General features: G+C 39.1%; 19 protein-coding genes. 12 read left to right on the top strand and 7 right to left on the bottom strand.

What is annotated here, in order from left to right; translation table 11 throughout:
* The first annotated feature begins 146 nt into the window (after positions 1-146).
* The 8 genes from LQ201_RS01425 (at position 147) to LQ201_RS01390 (ending at position 7,772) form a co-directional block, all read left to right on the top strand.
* Complete coding sequence (locus tag LQ201_RS01425) at positions 147-680, top strand: hypothetical protein (RefSeq protein WP_230144028.1); 534 nt, start codon at positions 147-149, stop codon at positions 678-680.
* A gap of 176 nt (positions 681-856) precedes the next feature.
* On the top strand, positions 857-1,237 hold the full coding sequence (locus LQ201_RS01420) for a transmembrane 220 family protein (RefSeq protein WP_230144029.1): 381 nt from the start codon (positions 857-859) through the stop codon (positions 1,235-1,237).
* A 16-nt stretch (positions 1,238-1,253) separates the two neighbouring features.
* Positions 1,254-2,111, top strand: coding sequence for an EboA domain-containing protein (locus LQ201_RS01415; protein ID WP_230144030.1), 858 nt, complete (start codon positions 1,254-1,256; stop codon positions 2,109-2,111).
* 26 nt (positions 2,112-2,137) lie between these two features.
* The gene (locus LQ201_RS01410; protein WP_230144031.1) at positions 2,138-3,124 is read left to right on the top strand and encodes a TatD family hydrolase; all 987 of its coding nucleotides are present in this window, start codon (positions 2,138-2,140) and stop codon (positions 3,122-3,124) included.
* Positions 3,125-3,128: 4 nt separating this feature from the next.
* Complete coding sequence (gene eboC, locus LQ201_RS01405; RefSeq protein ID WP_230144032.1) at positions 3,129-4,013, top strand: UbiA-like protein EboC; 885 nt, start codon at positions 3,129-3,131, stop codon at positions 4,011-4,013.
* A gap of 27 nt (positions 4,014-4,040) precedes the next feature.
* Positions 4,041-5,204, top strand: a complete 1,164-nt coding sequence (locus tag LQ201_RS01400) for a 3-dehydroquinate synthase (protein ID WP_230144033.1) — start codon at positions 4,041-4,043, stop codon at positions 5,202-5,204.
* Positions 5,205-5,207: 3 nt separating this feature from the next.
* Complete coding sequence (gene eboE, locus LQ201_RS01395; protein ID WP_230144034.1) at positions 5,208-6,419, top strand: metabolite traffic protein EboE; 1,212 nt, start codon at positions 5,208-5,210, stop codon at positions 6,417-6,419.
* 3 nt (positions 6,420-6,422) lie between these two features.
* Entirely contained in the window at positions 6,423-7,772 is a 1,350-nt protein-coding gene (locus LQ201_RS01390; protein ID WP_230144035.1) for an alkaline phosphatase family protein, read from the top strand.
* A gap of 120 nt (positions 7,773-7,892) precedes the next feature.
* Here LQ201_RS01390 and LQ201_RS01385 read toward each other — a convergent pair whose 3' ends face one another.
* The 6 genes from LQ201_RS01385 to fucP all read right to left on the bottom strand — a co-directional run bounded on the left by LQ201_RS01385 (position 7,893) and on the right by fucP (position 14,255).
* Complete coding sequence (locus LQ201_RS01385; protein ID WP_230144036.1) at positions 7,893-8,291, bottom strand: hypothetical protein; 399 nt, start codon at positions 8,289-8,291, stop codon at positions 7,893-7,895.
* Positions 8,292-8,355: 64 nt separating this feature from the next.
* On the bottom strand, positions 8,356-9,279 hold the full coding sequence (locus LQ201_RS01380) for an AraC family transcriptional regulator (protein ID WP_230144037.1): 924 nt from the start codon (positions 9,277-9,279) through the stop codon (positions 8,356-8,358).
* 66 nt (positions 9,280-9,345) lie between these two features.
* Positions 9,346-10,206: an SDR family NAD(P)-dependent oxidoreductase gene (locus LQ201_RS01375; RefSeq protein ID WP_230144038.1), complete on the bottom strand. Its 861-nt coding sequence runs from the start codon at positions 10,204-10,206 to the stop codon at positions 9,346-9,348.
* A gap of 155 nt (positions 10,207-10,361) precedes the next feature.
* On the bottom strand, positions 10,362-11,144 hold the full coding sequence (locus LQ201_RS01370; protein WP_230144039.1) for an SDR family oxidoreductase: 783 nt from the start codon (positions 11,142-11,144) through the stop codon (positions 10,362-10,364).
* Between the two features lie 154 nt (positions 11,145-11,298).
* A complete protein-coding gene (locus LQ201_RS01365; RefSeq protein ID WP_230144040.1) occupies positions 11,299-12,936 on the bottom strand; it encodes a UxaA family hydrolase in 1,638 nt (545 codons plus the stop codon).
* An 8-nt stretch (positions 12,937-12,944) separates the two neighbouring features.
* Positions 12,945-14,255, bottom strand: a complete 1,311-nt coding sequence (gene fucP / locus LQ201_RS01360) for an L-fucose:H+ symporter permease (protein WP_230144041.1) — start codon at positions 14,253-14,255, stop codon at positions 12,945-12,947.
* Between the two features lie 176 nt (positions 14,256-14,431).
* Here fucP and LQ201_RS01355 point away from each other — a divergent pair, with 176 nt between their 5' ends.
* Together LQ201_RS01355 and LQ201_RS01350 are read left to right on the top strand one after the other, a co-directional pair.
* Positions 14,432-15,301, top strand: coding sequence for an AraC family transcriptional regulator (locus LQ201_RS01355; protein ID WP_230144042.1), 870 nt, complete (start codon positions 14,432-14,434; stop codon positions 15,299-15,301).
* 220 nt (positions 15,302-15,521) lie between these two features.
* Positions 15,522-15,734, top strand: a complete 213-nt coding sequence (locus LQ201_RS01350; RefSeq protein WP_230144043.1) for a hypothetical protein — start codon at positions 15,522-15,524, stop codon at positions 15,732-15,734.
* Between the two features lie 393 nt (positions 15,735-16,127).
* Here the strand turns inward: LQ201_RS01350 and LQ201_RS01345 are convergent, their stop codons facing one another.
* Positions 16,128-17,087: a GlxA family transcriptional regulator gene (locus tag LQ201_RS01345; RefSeq protein ID WP_230144044.1), complete on the bottom strand. Its 960-nt coding sequence runs from the start codon at positions 17,085-17,087 to the stop codon at positions 16,128-16,130.
* 134 nt (positions 17,088-17,221) lie between these two features.
* Between LQ201_RS01345 and LQ201_RS01340 the strand changes: the two genes are divergently transcribed.
* Both LQ201_RS01340 and LQ201_RS01335 read left to right on the top strand, forming a co-directional pair.
* Positions 17,222-17,716: a DinB family protein gene (locus LQ201_RS01340; RefSeq protein WP_230144045.1), complete on the top strand. Its 495-nt coding sequence runs from the start codon at positions 17,222-17,224 to the stop codon at positions 17,714-17,716.
* Between the two features lie 3 nt (positions 17,717-17,719).
* Positions 17,720-18,226, top strand: a complete 507-nt coding sequence (locus LQ201_RS01335; protein WP_230144046.1) for a DinB family protein — start codon at positions 17,720-17,722, stop codon at positions 18,224-18,226.
* Positions 18,227-18,241 lie beyond the last annotated feature (15 nt).

Below are 18,241 nucleotides of genomic sequence, written 5' to 3'. Positions count from 1 at the left end.
CAAAATAAAGCACCTTATAACAGTGCAGTTTCGGCCAAAAATTCTTGTGTTAAAATCAACTCTACATCAAAATCAAATCTTGTACGTGTGACTTCCAGTCAAATCAATAATGGACGTTCACAAGCATACAAGCACTTGATACCTTAATGTTTGATCATTCATATCCATTTACAAAACATTTTACCAATAAATTTCAAGGAGCTCAGTACTTAAAAGAGCGAACAACTTATATTTTTAAAACTCAGAAAGAAAAATATCATATAGAGGTTGAAGAGTATCTTTTCAATATTTATGTGTTGAAATTTTTTCCTGCACGTTTAAAAAAACATCCAAGGAAATTCAATGTCCTCACTGGTGAAAATAAGATGGGTAAAATTGTGGCAACCTGTATACAGCTTATATTACAGATATTGAAAAAGAATCCTATAGCAAGCTTTGGTTTTTTAGGATCGCATACCTTTGATCCAAAAAGGTCTTACGAGGAAAGTAAGGATTGTACAAAACGTTTTAAAATATATCGTTATGCTGTTTATAATCTTATTGGTGAAGCATATTTTAGCCATTTCATGGAAGAAAAAAACAGCACCTATTTATTGGTTAATAATAAACATGAAGATATTGATTTAATTAAGGGACAGGCCAATATTATGTTCGATGCTATTTTTCCTTCGCTAAGCTAGGATATATATTATTCGCATTTAACGTTTTATTATTCATTTTTAATCAAAAAAAACTTTTATAGCAGTATATAATTTACAATTTTTAAGCAAAAAAAGCATTCAGTTTAAATAACTTTGTTTTTCAATGAAAAAAATCAAGAAATCGATTTAGCTTGTTTTAAACCAAATAATTTAAAATGCTTTTAATTATTCTCAACATTATTTTTTGCATCTCGTTTTTAGGCTTTGCCTATGTAAATTTAAATGATAACGATGCTTTTCTTTGGGTATCTATCTATTTAAGTGCCGCAATATGCTGCGGATTGGCTGCGGCGGGTAAATTTTATCCTTTCGTGTATCTGTTTTTAACTGCTTTCTACTTAATTTATGCTGCTATCCTGTTCTTCGCAAAAGATGGTGTGCGAGATTGGATTACCAAATACAGACGCGAGAGCCTTGTGCAGAGCATGCAGGCCACAAAACCTTACATCGAGCAAACAAGAGAGTTTTTTGGCCTGTTGATTATTGCGGGGGCGTTATTGATTAATTATTTTGTTTCGGCGGGTATCACCAGCTAATAGATTTAGATACTTTATGAAAGGTGATGATACGATGGCTATCCAAAAAGCTTTATCAGCTATAGTAAAAAGCAATGTAACAGCAGATGGCCAAAATTGGTTGGAAAGTATAACACAATCCGCTGATCAAAGCAATAAGATCAGTCAGGCATTTGTGATGGTGCCGCGCAAAACCGGGAAAATGCTAATTCAACTTAACGAAGGGCAAAAGGTTTTAATAGAAGAGGCTGGGATCAGTTATATTAGCAACTGGACTATCGATAGGCTTTGTCGCGTTTGGTTGCTGAGCACATTAAATTCAATAGACCAGGAAAAACTTTACACAACCGTGGATCGGTTATTCCTGTCGGCAGAAATGAATGAGGCGGTGGCTTTGTATTCGGCCTTGCCGTTTTTGGCGCATCCTGAAATTTGGGTAAAACGTTGTGCTGAAGGGATCAGGAGTAATATCGGGTCGGTTTTGGAAGCGATAATGGAAAACAATCCCTATCCTTCAGGAAATCTGGATGAAGCTGCCTGGAACCAATTGGTGCTGAAGGCATTCTTTACCGAAAAAAATATTAAGTTCATCGTTGGTTTAGATCAACGTGCCAATCTGGATCTTGCATTAACTTTGATTGATTATGCAAAAGAACGTTGGGCTGCCAAACGAGAGGTAAACCCACAGCTTTGGCGCCTGGTTGGTAAATTTATCAATGCCGAGATTTTTGAGACCCTTAAAGTCGGTTTACAGCATTACGACCAAATTGAACAACGTGCTATTGCACTTGCTGTTGCGCAGTCTGAATATCAGCCGGCAAAAGATTATATTAACACTTTTCCTGAACTTAAGTTGGCCCTCACAGAAGGGAACTTAAACTGGGATTCATTTTAACCATTAGAAATTCAAAATAGAAATATATGTGTTGCAGTAGTTCAATTGAAAGAGATAAAGCATTGATGGGGGAGCCTGAAGCGTTCGATATCAGTGCGGTAAAGGGAATGAAATTCTTCGACCCACATGTTCACATGACTTCGAGAACGACCGACGATTACCAGGCGATGGCTGATGCAGGAGTTGTTGCTTTGATAGAACCCGCATTTTGGCTGGGGCAGCCACGTACCGGATTGGATAGTTTTAGAGATTATTACAGTAGCCTGATCGGCTGGGAGCGCTTCCGCTCTTCTCAATTTGGCATTAAACATTATTGCACCATTGGGCTTAACTCAAGAGAAGCCAATAACGAAAGACTGGCAGAGCAGGTAATGGAAATATTGCCCTTGTTTATCTATAAAGAAGGTGTAGTTGGCATAGGCGAAATCGGTTTCGACGATCAGACTGCAGCCGAAGAAAAATATTATAGATTACAACTTCAGCTTGCTAAAGAAGCAGGTTTGCCAGTACAGGTACATACACCGCACCGCGATAAGAAAAAAGGCACACAACGCAGTATGGATATTGCTTTGGAGCATGGCCTTGATCCTTATAGCATAATTATCGATCACAATAACGAAGAGACAGTAAAAGAGGTTTTAGATAGAGGCTTTTGGGCTGCTTTTACCATTTATCCGTTTACTAAAATGGGTAACGAGCGCATGGTAGAAATTGTAAAACAATATGGTCCAGAGCGGATTATGGTAAATTCTGCTGCTGATTGGGGCATCAGCGATCCTTTAGCCGTACCAAAAACCGCTGCTTTAATGAAAATACGTGGTTTAAGCGATGAGGCTATTGAGCTGGTTACTTACAATAATGCGATTACCGCATTTGCACAGAGCGGACAGCTGGATGAAGCCGATTTTAATGCGCAAAAAAATGTAGACCTTACCGAGAAATTCGAAGGCAATACCATTTTGCGTGGCGGACAACAGCCAAGAACGGATAAATCATCTATCATCATCAGCTAAAGTATTGAAAAAAATAATTGTCTATCTGCGCATGATGCGCCCTGCCAATATTGTTACATCAGTAGCCGATATTTTAGCAGGAATTGCCATCTCAGGTGCCTTAAGCAGTGGGCTCTCCATTCCGTGGTTATCCATTGTGTTTTTGGCCGCATCAACAGCCTGTTTGTATGGAGGAGGAATCGTTTTTAACGATGTTTTTGATGCCGATCTGGATAAAATAGAACGTCCGGAGCGGGCCATTCCCAGCGGGCTGATCAGCTTAAAAAATGCAACCATTTTAGGTAGCCTGTTACTTTTGGGCGGTATTGCATTAGCTGCATTAAATAGTTTAACATCGGGATTATTGGCCCTTTTGGTGGCCGTTTTCGCTTTGCTTTATAATAAATTTGGTAAACACCATTCTTTTTTCGGCCCCTTGAATATGGGCTTATGCCGCGGATTTAACTTGCTACTGGGTTTGAGTATTGTGCCAGCAATGCTGTGCAGTCATTATTATTTGGCCATTATTCCAGTAATCTATATTTTCTCGATCACCATGACCAGCCGTGGCGAAGTTCACGGAGGCCATGCTAAAAATTTATATTTAGCCGCTTTTCTGTATGCAATCGTGATCTGCGCTATTGCTTATTTTGCTTTTGTTAACGATAGGTTGCTGTGGTCGTTGCTGTTTCTGGTTCCATTTAGCTTTATGATTTTCAGGCCACTTTTAAAAGCAATAAAGGAGCCTATCGGTAAAAATATTGGCGGGGCGGTAAAAGCTGGCGTAATTTCACTTATTTTGATGGATGCAGCCTGGGCCGTAACTTTCGATGCCCTGATTTTGGCATTTATAATTGCAGCTTTATTGCCATTATCCATGTGGCTCTCTAAATTATTCGCCGTTACTTAACCATCAAACACACATTCTCAAATTGATATGGAACATTTACATCAATCCTTTACCGTACAATATAATTATAATGTTTTCTTTACTTCATCGCTTTTTCTGCCTGAAAACGAACTGTTGAACAGTTTTTTGGTTAACCTAAATCCGGCTGTTGCAGTAAAGAAAATCTTGTTTGTAATAGATGAAGGTGTAGCAAATGCACACAAAGACCTTAACACCCAGATTAAAACCTATTTTTCAAAATACCCTCAAACGCAACTGGTTCAGGATATCCTGATCATTCCAGGAGGAGAGCAGGTGAAAAACGATACCAGATATTTCGATCAGGTGTTGGAAGCCATCAATGTTCATGGTATCGACAGGCATTCTTTTGTTGCTGCCATTGGTGGTGGTGCTGTGCTCGATATGGTGGGCTATGCGGCTACTGTTGCACACCGTGGTATTAAACACATCAGGATTCCAAGTACTGTGCTTTCGCAGAACGATTCGGGTGTTGGGGTTAAAAACGGCATTAATTATTTCAATAAAAAGAACTTTTTAGGCACTTTTTCGCCGCCTGTTGCAGTTTTTAATGATGAGGTGTTTTTAAGCACTTTATCCGATCGCGATTGGCGTTCGGGTATTGCCGAAGCAATTAAAGTGGCATTGATTAAAGACCCTGAGTTTTTTGAGTGGCTGGAAGCAAATGTCACGGCGCTTGCGCAGCGGGATATGACAGCTATGAACTACCAGATCTGGAAATGTGCAAAACTCCATATGGAGCATATCCGCAGTGCCGATCCTTTTGAAAACGGTTCGGCCCGTCCATTAGATTTTGGTCATTGGAGCGCCCATAAACTAGAATATCTGACTAATTTTGAAGTGCGGCATGGTGAAGCCGTTGCCATGGGGATTGCCTTAGATGCTGTGTATTCCAATTTATCTGGCAGGATCAGTACCGAGGATGCACAAAGGATAATCACCCTGATTCAGCATCTTGGTTTCGAATTAACGCATCCTTTGTTACAGGTTACCGAAGGTAATAGCCCAATTTTGCAGGGACTGGAAGAATTTAGGGAGCATCTTGGTGGAGAGCTGACCATTACCTTACTTACAGGCCTGGGTAGTGGAGAAGAAGTTCACGAAATTGATGCCGACATTTTAAAACGAGCTGCCGAAATTTTAAACAGCCAAACCGCTATTATTCAACATTAAGCTATGAAATTAACTTCCGGACATTTAACCTTTTGTACCAACATTTATGCAGGAGAAAACTGGATGGCACATTTTGCCGTGTTGAAAGATAGTTTTCCTGTATTGAAAGCGCAATTGTCGCCAGAGGCACCGATGGGTATAGGTTTACGCCTTTCCAATCTCGCCAGTATCGAATTGCTGGAAGAAAATCACCTGGAAACATTTAAGCAGTGGCTCGAGCAGGAAGGTGGATATGTTTTTACCATGAACGGATTTCCATATGGCGGTTTTCATCATACCAGGGTTAAAGATCAGGTACATGCCCCCGATTGGACGACGAGAGATCGCGTTGAATATACACTCCGTTTAGCAGAAATTCTTTCACAGTTAATCCCGGAAGGTATGGATGGAGGCATTTCGACATCGCCATTAAGCTACAAACCTTGGTTTAAGGATGTTTTGGAAAGAGAAAAAGCTACAGTTACTGCAAGTACACATGTTTTGGAAGTTGCCGGAGGTTTAGCAAAAATCTTTAAAAAGACAGATAAAATCATCCATCTCGATATCGAACCGGAACCCGATGGTTTTCTCGAATCTGGTCCCGAATTTATCAACTGGTTTGAAAACGAACTTTTACCAACTGGAAAAAAATATTTTTCGGATGGATCGGGTTTAAACGCCAATGAAGCAGAAAATCTGATCAAAATGCACATCCGTTTGTGTTATGATGTTTGTCATTTCGCAATCGGTTACGAGCCCCATACAGCCATCATCAATGAACTGCAGGAGAAAGGCATTCAGATTGGGAAAATCCAGATCAGTGCCGCATTGAAAGCTAAATTACCTGCAGCTGTATCGGAGAGAACAGCCGTATTGGCTCAATTGGGCCGTTTTGATGAGCCTACTTACCTCCATCAGGTAATTGCCCGAAAAAATGATGGTTCACTATTGCGTTATCCCGACCTTGCTGATGCACTGGCAGCGGGAGAAAATCCTGAAGTAGAGGAGTGGCGGGCACACTTTCATGTACCTATTTTTGTTGAGGACATGGGGCTGATCCAATCTACACAATCGGATATTACCGAGGTATTAAACTTGCAAAAAAATAACCCTTTTACCGCTCATTTAGAAGTAGAAACCTATACCTGGGAAGTTTTGCCTACAGCTTTAAAAGCACCTTTAAACGATTCAATTATCAGGGAACTGGCTTGGGTTAAAAATTTATTAGAAAAATAGAACATGCATAAAACCGTTGTTATCGATATCGTAGCTTTATCTGCTTCCGTAATTGGGGCGCATACGCCATTTCTTCAGAAATATATTGCTGAGAACCATTTAACTACCATAGAACCTTTATTGCCTGCAGTTACAACGGCTGTGCAGTCGAGTTATCTCACTGGTAAATACCCTTCAGAGAATGGTATTGTGGGCAATGGATGGTACGATCATGCAGATGCAGAAATTAAATTCTGGAAACAATCTAATAAACTGGTGAATGCTGAAAAAATATGGGATCAGGCTAAAAAAGAAGATCCGAATTTTACCTGTGCCAATATGTTCTGGTGGTACAACATGTATTCAACAGCCGATTTTTCGGTAACACCACGGCCAAATTACCTTGCCGATGGCCGTAAGTTACCAGATTGTTATTCGCAACCTGCCGAATTACGCGACCATTTACAGGCTAAACTGGGGCAATTCCCCTTGTTTCAGTTCTGGGGCCCTGGTGCGAATATTAAATCAACAAAATGGATTGCAGATGCTTCGATGGAAACTGAAAAGCTGCACAATCCTACGCTTACTTTAATTTATTTACCCCATTTAGATTACTGCCTGCAAAAGTTTGGCCCTGAACAGGATAAAATCAGTACAGAACTAAAAGAAATCGATCAGGTGGTAGAAGAATTGGTGCGTTTTTATGAAAGCAGGGGGGCGCGCATTATTTTACTTTCCGAATATGGCATTGCGCCTGTAAATAAACCGATCCACCTTAACCGTTTGTTTAGGGAAAACGGTTTGATCCAGATCCGTGAAGAGAGAGGGCTGGAATTGCTTGATGCGGGCGCTTCCAAAGCTTTTGTAGTGGCCGACCATCAGGTAGCGCATGTTTACATCAACGATAAAAGTGTAACCGAGCAGGTAAAAGCCTTATTGAAAAATGTACCTGATATTGAATTGGTGCTTGATAAGGCAGAACAGGAGAAACACCATATTAATCACGAACGTTCTGGAGATCTGGTTCTTACCGCAAAAGAAAACAGCTGGTTTACCTATTATTTCTGGCTGGATGATACCAAAGCCCCAGATTATGCTAGGGTGGTTGATATCCATAAAAAACCAGGCTACGATCCTGTCGAAATGTTCATGACCTCTAAATTGAGGGCGGGGTATAAACTTTTAAGGAAAAAAGCCGGCTTCCGTTATGTAATGGATGTAATTCCGCTTGATGCCACTTTAGTTAAAGGATCGCATGGCAGCATTAATGTAGCTGATCAATTTAAACCTGTTCTGGTTACTTCAAAGGCAATGGATAAAACCTTATGCGCACCAGATGTTTATCAGGTGATATGGGATAGTTTAACTGTTTAAATAAGAATGATGTTCTGCTGATCTGATCGCTATCCAATTAGCAGAACGATCGTATTTAAGAAGGATCTTGTTGAGTCCAATAAATTAAGCTTTTTAAGAACCTTAGCTACAAGATTATTATTATTCCCTTACGAAACGGTATCCACAACCCTCAATACAGGGCGGATTAAGTTGAAGCGATTTTGCCGAAACTTTGTAATAATAAGTCAATGGCATTTTGTAAGTGTTGCTGTAAACTTCCATTTTTACACTGTCCAAAATCCTGAATGAAAATAAATCTGGAAGGGCATCACCTTCAAATTTACCGGCTTTATCTGCCGATTTGCTTAGAATAAGGTATTTGGCCTGGCCGCTTACCTTTTTATATCTGCCACTTCCATCACCGGGATCCTGCATTGTTTCGGTGAGTTTCCACTTACCATAAACTTCGCCCGGCCCATCATTGTTGTTGTCTGATTTTTTGCATGATACATACAAAAGGCATGCTATAGCCAGGAGGAGTAATAATCTCTTTTTCATTAAGCTTTAATTTACAGCTTATACGGTGTAGAGAACCAAAACGCTACTTAAGAATTTTCTTTTGTTAATTAAACATTTTTCTAAATGCCAATGGTGAAACCTTGGTTTTTGCCTTGAAGAGTTTGTTAAAAGATTGCGAATGTTCAAAGCCCAGTTCGTAAGCTACTTCGCTCACCGATAAACTGGTGCCCGATAGTTTTTCCTTTGCTTTCTCGATCAGTTTTTGATGGATATGCTGTTGTGCGTTCTGTCCTGTTAGCGAACGGAGCAGATCGCTTAAATAACTTGGCGAAATATTTAAATGATCGGAAAGATACTGCACGGTTGGTAAACCCTTTAGTATTGGCGTTCGATCATTAAAATAAGCTTCCAATAGTTCTTCCAATTTTTGCAAAAGATCGTTGTTAAGCACCTTGCGTGTAATAAACTGGCGTTTGTAAAAACGGTTGCTGTAGTTCAACAGCAATTCGATCTGTGTAATAATCACATCCTGACTAAAATCGTCAATTCTGCTGTTCAATTCTTCTTCAATACTCTGAAAAATAGCAATAATGGTTGCCTTTTCCTTTTCTGACAGGTGTAATGCTTCGTTAGTTGAATAAGAAAAGAAACCGTAACTTTTGATTTTTTTGGCGATAGGGTACGACAATAAAAAATCAGGATGGACCAATAAGGTATATAATGAGCAAACACTTGATTCTAAATCCTGCTCATGGCCGATAATCTGGTTCGGAGCAGCAAACAACAAACCACCTTCATCAAAATCATAATAACTCTGCCCGTATTTTAGCCTGCCGCTTAATTTTGGCTTGTAAGAGATTTTATAAAAGTTAAGGATGTGCGAATTTGGCTGGCCGCTCATTTCAACCGGGTGATTTTCATTATTGATCAGGCTGATCAGCGGGTGTTTAGGTTGTGGCAGCCCCATTATCCGGTGTGCTTCCGATAAGGAATTGAATTTATAAGGGCTGTTATCTTCCTTTTTCATATTGATATGATACAAATATAACCGATAAGCCTTGTTTATCGGTTATAGATAAGTTTTTCTATTTAATTATCCTTGTGCAGCGTTTGATATTGGTTCCCATTCTTCCCAAGTGGCCATCCGTTCTGCATAAGCGGTACGTACCCAAGGCAAGTTATGGCTGCCGAGAAAGAAACGTAAAGGTGGGTTTTCAGTATCAACAATTTTAAAAATCGCATCTGGTGTAGCCTCCGGATTACCTCTTTCCATACGCTGTAAACCTTCAAAAAACTGAGCTTTAAAGTCGGTGTATACCTCCATACCATCAGCGAACTTTAGAGAAGCCTGACTTCCAAATTCAGTGGCATAGGCACCGGGTTCGATAATGGTTACTTTAATCCCAAAAGATTTTACCTCTGCTGCCAGGCTTTCGTGGATGGCCTCAAATGCCCATTTAGATGAACTATAATAACCGATAACGGGTAAAACAACATGACCAAGGTTGCTCGAAGTACCTAAAATATGTCCGTAATTTTGTTTGCGCAATATAGGCAGGGCGGCTTTTATAACAGCCACCGCTCCAAAAAGGTTGGTATCGTACATGGCCTTAACCTGATCAATGGTGGCTTCTTCAATAGTGCCAACAAGCGAATAACCAGCATTATTTAATACAATATCCAATCTTCCAAAATGCTTGTAGGCCTGTTGAACGGTTTTTTCTACCTGCTCATAATTGGTCACATCCAGTTCCAGTGTCAATACATTTTCTTTGTATTTTTCCTGAAGGTCGGCAATACTGGAGAGCGTCCGTGCTGTTGCAGCCACCTTATCGCCACGTTCCAGGGCAGCAGTTGCCCACACACGCCCAAATCCACGCGATGCGCCTGTAATAAACCAAACCTTATTGGTTATTGGGGTATTTGTACCTTGATTTTCTTGTTGATGTCCCATAATTTTTATTTAAATAAATGATGGATCAAATGTGGGCAAGGTCTGCGTGTTATTTGTAGCCTAATCGGGTACTTTTGTAGCTAAAACGAGAAATACAATATAATGACAATTGATTGAAACAGATTTTTCAGTGCAGCATAACAAAGTCCCTTTGGTTACAACAAAGCCCTATCCAAGTGTACATAACCACCATCCACATGGATCAGTTGGCCTGTAGTATGACTCGATTTATCTGATAATAAGAATACCGCCATGCTGGCAATCTCATCCACGCTGGTCATTCTGTTTTCGAAAGGGATTTTATCAGTAATGTTCTTCAATTTTTCGTCACGGTCTTCAAAAGTGTTGATCCATTTCTCGTATAAGGGCGTCCAGGCTTCGGCAACAATAATCGCATTAACACGGATGCTGAAAGGCAATAATTCTACTGCCCACTCTCGTGTTAAGGCATTTCTGGCACCGTTAGATGCGGCATAACCAGATGTTCCACCTTGTCCGGTTTCTGCAGTTTTGCTACCGATATTTAATATAGATCCCTTGCTCTGTTTAAGTGCTGGTAGGGCATGTTTGGCCAAAAGGTAATAATGCACCACGTTTTTATGCAGCGATTCCATAAAACCTTCATAAGTGCCATTTTCGAGACCAACACCATCGTTAACACCCGCATTGTTCACTAGGCCGTCTATTCTGCCATATTTTGCCAATATCGCATCAACAATGGTTTTACAGCTTTCGGGTGCGGTGAGTTCTGCAGTAAAATAATCTGCTTTTAAGCCTAAATCTTTTATTTCCTGAAGCATTTTCAGGTTATCATCTTCGTTACGGCCAATAATAATCGGAAAAGCCTTTTCAATGGCCAATGCTTTAACAATTGCCGCGCCGATGCCTTTGGCACCACCACTTACCAGGATTATTTTGCCGTCTAAATTTAAATTCATATTTGGTTGTATTTTTGTTTTTTTACCACAGAGGACGCAGCGTTTTCACAGAGAACGCAGAGGGTTCTTTAGCCTTGCTTATATAGATTTCTCTCCCGAAAATCGGGACTGCGCTTCAGTCGAAATGACGGATCGATTATCCATCTTCCATGGGTTAAAGGCTTACACCTCTTTTCCAGGGGATAAAATCATCCTGATTAAGCTGTACAGCTTTAGGGATTTCTTCGCCGCTGGCTACTTTAATACAGTATTCTAATATATCTTCGCCCATTTCGTTAATGGTTTTTTCGCCATTAATCACTGCTCCTGTATCGATATCGATAATATCACTCATGCGTTTCGCCAGGATCGAGTTGGTAGCCACTTTAATGGTGGGGCAAACCGGATTTCCTGTTGGCGTACCTAAACCGGTTGTAAACAGAATTAAGGTTGCTCCTGCAGCAGCTTTACCTGTGGTTGCTTCTACATCATTCCCAGGGGTACATACCAAGCTTAAGCCGGGTTTAGTAGCTGGTTCGGTATAATCTAAAACATCTACAACAGGAGAGGAGCCGGCTTTACGTGCAGCACCTGCCGACTTAATCGCATCGGTAATTAAACCGTCTTTAATATTGCCTGGAGAAGGATTCATGTAAAAGCCAGAGCCAACTTTATGCGCCAGATCATCATATTCAGTCATTAGGCGGATAAATTTTTCGGCAGTAGGTCGATCAACAGATCTGTCGATCATTTCCTGTTCTACGCCGCAAAGTTCGGGGAACTCGGCCAATAAAACCTTGGCGCCTAAGGCCACCAATAAATCTGCACAATAACCAACAGCCGGATTAGCTGAGATGCCGCTAAAACCATCGCTACCACCACATTTTACACCCACACACATTTTGCTTAGCGGGGCTGCTGCGCGTTCTTGTTTATTAATGAACATCAATCCTTCAAAAGTACTGCGGATTGAATTTTGGATCAATTGCTCTTCGCTTTGTGCTTTTTGCTGCTCGAAAATTAAAAGTGGTTTGTCAAAATCAGGATCAAGTGCAAACAGGTCGCGTTTAAAATCTTCTACCTGCAAATGCTGGCAACCCAAACTTAAAACAGTTATACCGGCCACATTGGGGTGATGGGCATAAGCCGCCAATAATTTGCTTAAAGTATCCGAATCCTGACGTGTTCCGCCACAACCTCCATTATGTGTGAGGAATTTAATACCATCTACATTTTTAAAAGTGCGGCTGGCTTTATCTACTTTAGGTTCAAAACTAATGTGATTAATGTCCTCTCCCTTTTCGAAGGCCTGAACCAGTTTGTGGGTGTAGGATTTATATTTATCATCCACCGCATAACCCAGCTCACTATAAAGCGATTCTTTAATAATATCCAGATTTCTGTTCTCGCAAAATACAGTCGGGATAAACAACCAATAGTTTGCGGTGCCCACTGCGCCGTTTTTACGGTGATAACCATTAAAACTGCGGTTGACATATTTACTTACATCGGGCGCTTCCCATTTGTAATTAACATTGCGATAAGCAAATGGCTCTGCAGCATGTTTGGTGTTCTCTACATTCATCCGCATACCGGCCTTTACATCAAACTGCACCTTTCCAACCAAAACGCCGTACATCATTACCTCATCGCCTGCTTTCATATCCTGCATAAAAAATTTATGCTTGGCAGGAATTTCATCAACAGTAACGTAGGTATCCCCTTCATGCACTATTTTGGTATCCTTAGGTAAATCTTGTAACGCAACCAAAACATTATCAGCATTGTTAATCTTGATGACTAAATTTTTCATTGTCAATTTTATACTTCTAAACTAATTTCTTTTTCAATGTGATTGGGTTTCCATCCTTTCCATCCGAAGTAGAAAACCACTAAAAAGCATATAAATGGTACCAAATACCCATATTGTATATTGTGCGTAGCATCTGAAATCAAACCTAATATTGGCGGTAAAAAGGCACCACCAACAATAGACATCACAATTAACGATGAGCCCAGTTTTGTATCTTTACCCAAACCTGCTATGCCCAATGAGAATATGGTTGGGAACATGATCGACATAAAGAAAGAGACACCGATTAAAGCATAAACAGTAATCATGCCGCTTGCAAAAATAGATACAAGGGTAAGTACAGCACTAATTAAGGCGTAAAGCATTAATAATTTATGTGGTGCAACATATCTCATAAAAAAGGTTCCTGCAAATCTACCCGACAAAAAAGCAATTCCTGCAGCAGCTTGATACCATTTAGCTTCATCCTGACCTATCCCTGCTGATGAAGTGATGAAACTGATAAATAAACTCAATACGCAAACCTGTGCACCAACATAAAAAAACTGCCCGATAATTGCCCAGCGCAAATGGCTATGACTCAACACATGCCCAAAACTGCTTTTTTCTTTGGCATTTTCTTCTTCCTTAATATCAGGTAGTTTGGTGAAAATAAATAGAATAGCGACTACAATAATCAGAATCCCTAAAATTAAATAAGGTGCTTTTACCGTCGACGCCTCTTCAAGCATGTAAGCCTGTTTTTCTAAAGGCAACATTTTCGCCAATTGGGCATCAGTATATTTTACTTCGGTAAAAATAAATTTACCGCCAAGTAACGGCGCTAAAAATGCAGCTAAACCATTAAAAGACTGAGAGAAATTTAAACGCTGTGTAGCGGTTTCTGGCGGTCCTAGCACGGTAACATAAGGATTTGCAGCTGTTTCTAAAAAAGTTAAACCACAGGAGATAATAAAAAGTGCACCTAAGAAAAATATATATTGTGCGGTATTGGCTGCGGGTATAAATAATAAACAGCCGATGGCGAATAAAACGAGGCCCAATATGATACCGCTTTTATAGCCATACTTGCGCATAATGTAGCCTGCAGGTAGTGCCAATAAAAAATAAGCGATAAAAACCGAAGAATCGACCAGGGTAGATTCGAAAACATTTAGTTGAAAAGCTTTGCGTAAATGCGGAATTAATATAGGATCGAGATTATGGACAAAACCCCAGAAGAAAAATAGGCTGGTGACCAAAATTAATGGAAATAAATATCCCTTACCATTTTTTGGTGTATCGGATACCTGAAAGTTCGATGATGAAGTGTGGCTCATGTTTTGTTTGGTTATAATGGTTTAAGCAGGTTCTTTTTGGTTAGTTGTTGTATTACAAATTAAACCCTTAAGCATTAATAAAAATTTAACTTTATGATCTAATTATTAAATGATATTGTCTCAATTTTCTGATATGCAAAATAATTTTGCATATTAGATTGATTTTTTAAGATTTTATGAAACCGCATTTACTTAATGTATCTACTAATTCGGTAGATTCTTTTAGCGCTCGGAGAGACATTATGCCCGATATAAACAATCGTTGGCATTACCACTCTGCATTAGAATTAATCTACGTAAAAAAGGGCAGAGGAACGCAATTTATTGGCGATAGCATTAAAAATTTTAAGGATGGCGATGTAGTTTTACTCGGAAGCAATTTGCCACACTATTGGCGCTTTGACCCCGAGTTTTTTGATGAATTGGGTGGAGAAACAGTTGAAGTTTATGCGATCCATTTTAAGGAAGATTTTTTAGGCAAGGATTTTCTCGATCTTCCCGAAAACCAGGAGATGAAAAAAGTGTTGCTGCAATCGCGGCAGGGAATTCAGCTGCAAGGCATCTCAAAAGAGAAAATAGCTTGTTTAATGCCACAGATTATTGAGGCAACAGGCACCATGCGGATTATAAAAATACTGGAAGTATTAACTGAAATAGCCAATTGCGAAGAGAAAAACATTTTGGTTTCGCTAGGCTTTAAGCCAAATTTTTTGGAGAATGAAAAAGATAGAATTCAATCTATTTATAACTATACCATCAGCAATTACAAAAATAAAATAGAACTAAAGGAAATTGCTGCGGTAGCTAAAATCAGCCCCAATTCTTTCTGTAAATTCTTTAAAACTAAAAGCAGGAAAACCTATACACAGTTTCTGAACGAAATTAGGGTAGGACAGGCTTGTAAACTATTGATTGAAAATGATTTAACCGTTAAAGAAATCTGCTACGACTGCGGTTTTTATAATTTTACCAGTTTCCACAAATATTTTAGGGAAATAACAGGTAAAACCCCGTTAAAATATCAACAAGCCTTTTCTAAACAGTAGTTATAGCTAATGAAGTCTGTTTTTTTAAATATGACTTCCTAATTCTACAATATTTGCCGTTTTATTCAAGTTTTTCTGCTTAGTTTTGTTTAAACCAAATATGAATAGCTGAAGATTTAACGACTTTTATCTTTTATCGATTTTAAAATACAAGAATGTTAAAACTAATTTTTGATTTATAGGTTTATAGCGTAAGTTTGTATTTCTAACTGAATATTTTATGAGCAATATCTCTAATCCGAAACCGGCGAAAAATGGCGATAGGATAGACAATGACCATAATAACCTTAATGAATCTTACACTCCTGTTTCAAAACACAAATTTGAAGGATGGCCGATTTTATGGATATTGATCGCTATATTTTTAATCTCTGCAGTTTTATGGTATACAGGAGCCGCTCCTTACTTAATCAAGTGGATCGCTAATAAATAAGATGTTTTTAAAGAGGTCAGTTTGGTCACAGCATTGATTGTCTTTCTGTGAGAAAGTTCAATGTATTGACTTAAAGGGAGACGTTAATTTTGATGACGGGAAAAGAACTGATTAAAATTTTTCATCATCGCTGGGAATCTGCTCAGCGGAGAAATAGCAGTACAACATTAATCCAAAAGAAATAATATAAAATACCGCTGTGATTAAAAGGAATGTGCTCATATAAATAGTTATTTGGTTAGTGTAATTATAACGTTAAGTTATCTTAAATTATATAGGGTGATGCATTTATTTTATATTAATTATTAACATAATTAATTTTAATGTTGAAAACTATTTATTTAGTTTATTGTCTGATGTCAATCTGCTATTCCGCTTTTCGCCGTTGTCTGCTTACCTCGCTTGAAATTTATCGCGGTATTGGGTTGGCGTCATCCCGACTGATTTTCTGAACACTTTCCTAAATGCTTTTGGATCATTGTAGCCAGAGTTATAAATTACCTCTGTCATTTGCTGGGCAGTTTGCTCTAATAACTTTTTAGCTGCTTCGATACGGGTTTGTTGAAGATACTCGATAGGGGTAATACCGATCACCTGTTTAAAGCGACGCACAATATTTCTTCTACTGGAAGGAATATCTTTAATCATCTCTTCAATGGTAGCCACGTCCTGATAATTATTTTCAATTTTTTCCTGGGCAGAAGCAACAATATCATCATTGTGATGACGGATAGGCTGGAAGGTGCTAAAGTACGATTGGTTTACACGGTCCATATCGATCGCAAAAATCTTGGCCACCTTAACAGCCATATCTTTTCCACAATGAAGCTGTAAAAGGTGCAATAATAAATGAAAAGTGGAGGTTGCACCACCACTTGTAAATAATTTTCCATCCTGTGTTACGGTTTTATCAGCCTTTAAATGAACGAGGGGAAATGCCGTAGAAAATGCCGAGCAAGCATCAACGTGTGTGGTAGCTGCTTTACCATCCAACAGTCCTGATGCTGCAAGTAAAAATGCACCAGTACAAAAAGTAGCAATTTCTGCGCCTGCTGCATGTTGTTTGTTTAACCAGGGGATATAGTTTCGGTTTGCTGCGATGGAGTCTTTAATATCGTTGGTTGCAAATGAAGGCACTAAAATAAGATCAAGATGTGCAGCTTTTTGTAGGAGCACACAAGGATGCGCACTAAAGTTATAATTTTTATCCTCCAGTGTAATCAAACTAATGTTAAATGGGATTTCGAGGTCATCTTTCCGATAAAATCCATTAACAGTATCAAATACATCTAAAATAGCCGCTATGCTTAATAATCTGAAATTTTGGGGCAGTAAAACACCTACTTGTATCATTTGGTTAAAAATTTAAGTATCGTAAATATATAAAAATTGTCTGAAATGCCCCTTAAGATTGACTTTTACGGCAACGGTGTTCGGCTAAATTAACAACTAACTTTATTTCAGTTAATCAACTAATCAGTAAACATATGAAAACCACCCCAACGAGTAGCAGAATGTATGGCTTTATCGTGCTGTACGAAATGCAAACAGATTTTTTAGTAAGGGCTTTAGATGGGATAGACCAAAAGGATGCACAGAAAAGATTGGATACAAAAGCAAACCACATTGCTTGGATTACCGGGAGTGTAGTGCATAGCCGTTATTTTCTGGCCAAATCATTCGGTATCGATCTTCCATCCATAACCGACGAACTTTTTGCCGATAACAAAGGAATTGTGGATGATGCCACTTACCCTTCACTTGCAGATTTCATTAAAGATTGGGCAGCAATTTCTCCTAAGTTACAGGAGGCTTTATCCCAGGCTACCGACGAGAAACTGGAAGAGAAACTCAGTATCCCCGGAATGGAGATCACATTGTTTGAAATGATCAGTTTCAACAGTTATCGGGAAGCCAATTGCATCGGGCAGATTGCCCTATGGCGCAGGTTGTTAAACTATCCTGGAATGAATTACATGTAAGCTATGGAAAAGATAATAAAAGAAGCCAACGAAACGCTGTCGGCGTTAGAAAACACTTTATCGAAATTTGATACTGCACAAATTAATGCAGTACCATTTAAGGGAAGCTGGACAGCCGGCCAACTGGCTGAACATATGATTTTATCAAATTCGGGCTTTCTACAAGTGATAAATGGCCCAGTAGATGAAACAGATAATCCAGCCGATTTTATGGTAGCACAAATTAGGAACGACTTTTTAAATTTCAATGTGAAGTATGATTCGCCTAAAGAGATTTATCCTGAAGACAGGACATATAATCAACCTGAATTATTAAAAAGCTTAAAACAGATCAGAGACGGGATTTCAACTTCTATAGCCAACCTGGATTTAACGAAGACCTGCAGCTCTTTTGAATTGCCCGGTTATGGTTTTCTAACCCGCTTAGAGGCTGTTTATTTTGTAATTTATCATACACAACGACACGTGCATCAGTTAAATAAAATTTATAGCGAGCTGGATAGCAATTGATTTTTAATTAAATTT

Origin of the sequence: Pedobacter sp. Bi126, assembly GCF_918698245.1 — a bacterium.
In the GTDB taxonomy this organism is placed as follows: Bacteria; Bacteroidota; Bacteroidia; order Sphingobacteriales; family Sphingobacteriaceae; genus Pedobacter.
This window is presented reverse-complemented; position numbering and strand designations above follow the sequence as displayed.

What these genes read in the sequence shown, in the direction of transcription:
- LQ201_RS01425 (WP_230144028.1), top strand. Translation starts at nt 147, where the DNA reads ATGTTTGATCATTCATATCCATTTACAAAACATTTTACCAATAAATTT.
- LQ201_RS01420 (WP_230144029.1), top strand. Translation starts at nt 857, where the DNA reads ATGCTTTTAATTATTCTCAACATTATTTTTTGCATCTCGTTTTTAGGC.
- LQ201_RS01415 (WP_230144030.1), top strand. Translation starts at nt 1,254, where the DNA reads ATGAAAGGTGATGATACGATGGCTATCCAAAAAGCTTTATCAGCTATA.
- LQ201_RS01410 (WP_230144031.1), top strand. Translation starts at nt 2,138, where the DNA reads ATGTGTTGCAGTAGTTCAATTGAAAGAGATAAAGCATTGATGGGGGAG.
- LQ201_RS01400 (WP_230144033.1), top strand. Translation starts at nt 4,041, where the DNA reads ATGGAACATTTACATCAATCCTTTACCGTACAATATAATTATAATGTT.
- eboE (WP_230144034.1), top strand. Translation starts at nt 5,208, where the DNA reads ATGAAATTAACTTCCGGACATTTAACCTTTTGTACCAACATTTATGCA.
- LQ201_RS01390 (WP_230144035.1), top strand. Translation starts at nt 6,423, where the DNA reads ATGCATAAAACCGTTGTTATCGATATCGTAGCTTTATCTGCTTCCGTA.
- LQ201_RS01385 (WP_230144036.1), bottom strand. Translation starts at nt 8,291, where the DNA reads ATGAAAAAGAGATTATTACTCCTCCTGGCTATAGCATGCCTTTTGTAT.
- LQ201_RS01380 (WP_230144037.1), bottom strand. Translation starts at nt 9,279, where the DNA reads ATGAAAAAGGAAGATAACAGCCCTTATAAATTCAATTCCTTATCGGAA.
- LQ201_RS01375 (WP_230144038.1), bottom strand. Translation starts at nt 10,206, where the DNA reads ATGGGACATCAACAAGAAAATCAAGGTACAAATACCCCAATAACCAAT.
- LQ201_RS01370 (WP_230144039.1), bottom strand. Translation starts at nt 11,144, where the DNA reads ATGAATTTAAATTTAGACGGCAAAATAATCCTGGTAAGTGGTGGTGCC.
- LQ201_RS01365 (WP_230144040.1), bottom strand. Translation starts at nt 12,936, where the DNA reads ATGAAAAATTTAGTCATCAAGATTAACAATGCTGATAATGTTTTGGTT.
- fucP (WP_230144041.1), bottom strand. Translation starts at nt 14,255, where the DNA reads ATGAGCCACACTTCATCATCGAACTTTCAGGTATCCGATACACCAAAA.
- LQ201_RS01355 (WP_230144042.1), top strand. Translation starts at nt 14,432, where the DNA reads ATGAAACCGCATTTACTTAATGTATCTACTAATTCGGTAGATTCTTTT.
- LQ201_RS01350 (WP_230144043.1), top strand. Translation starts at nt 15,522, where the DNA reads ATGAGCAATATCTCTAATCCGAAACCGGCGAAAAATGGCGATAGGATA.
- LQ201_RS01345 (WP_230144044.1), bottom strand. Translation starts at nt 17,087, where the DNA reads ATGATACAAGTAGGTGTTTTACTGCCCCAAAATTTCAGATTATTAAGC.
- LQ201_RS01340 (WP_230144045.1), top strand. Translation starts at nt 17,222, where the DNA reads ATGAAAACCACCCCAACGAGTAGCAGAATGTATGGCTTTATCGTGCTG.
- LQ201_RS01335 (WP_230144046.1), top strand. Translation starts at nt 17,720, where the DNA reads ATGGAAAAGATAATAAAAGAAGCCAACGAAACGCTGTCGGCGTTAGAA.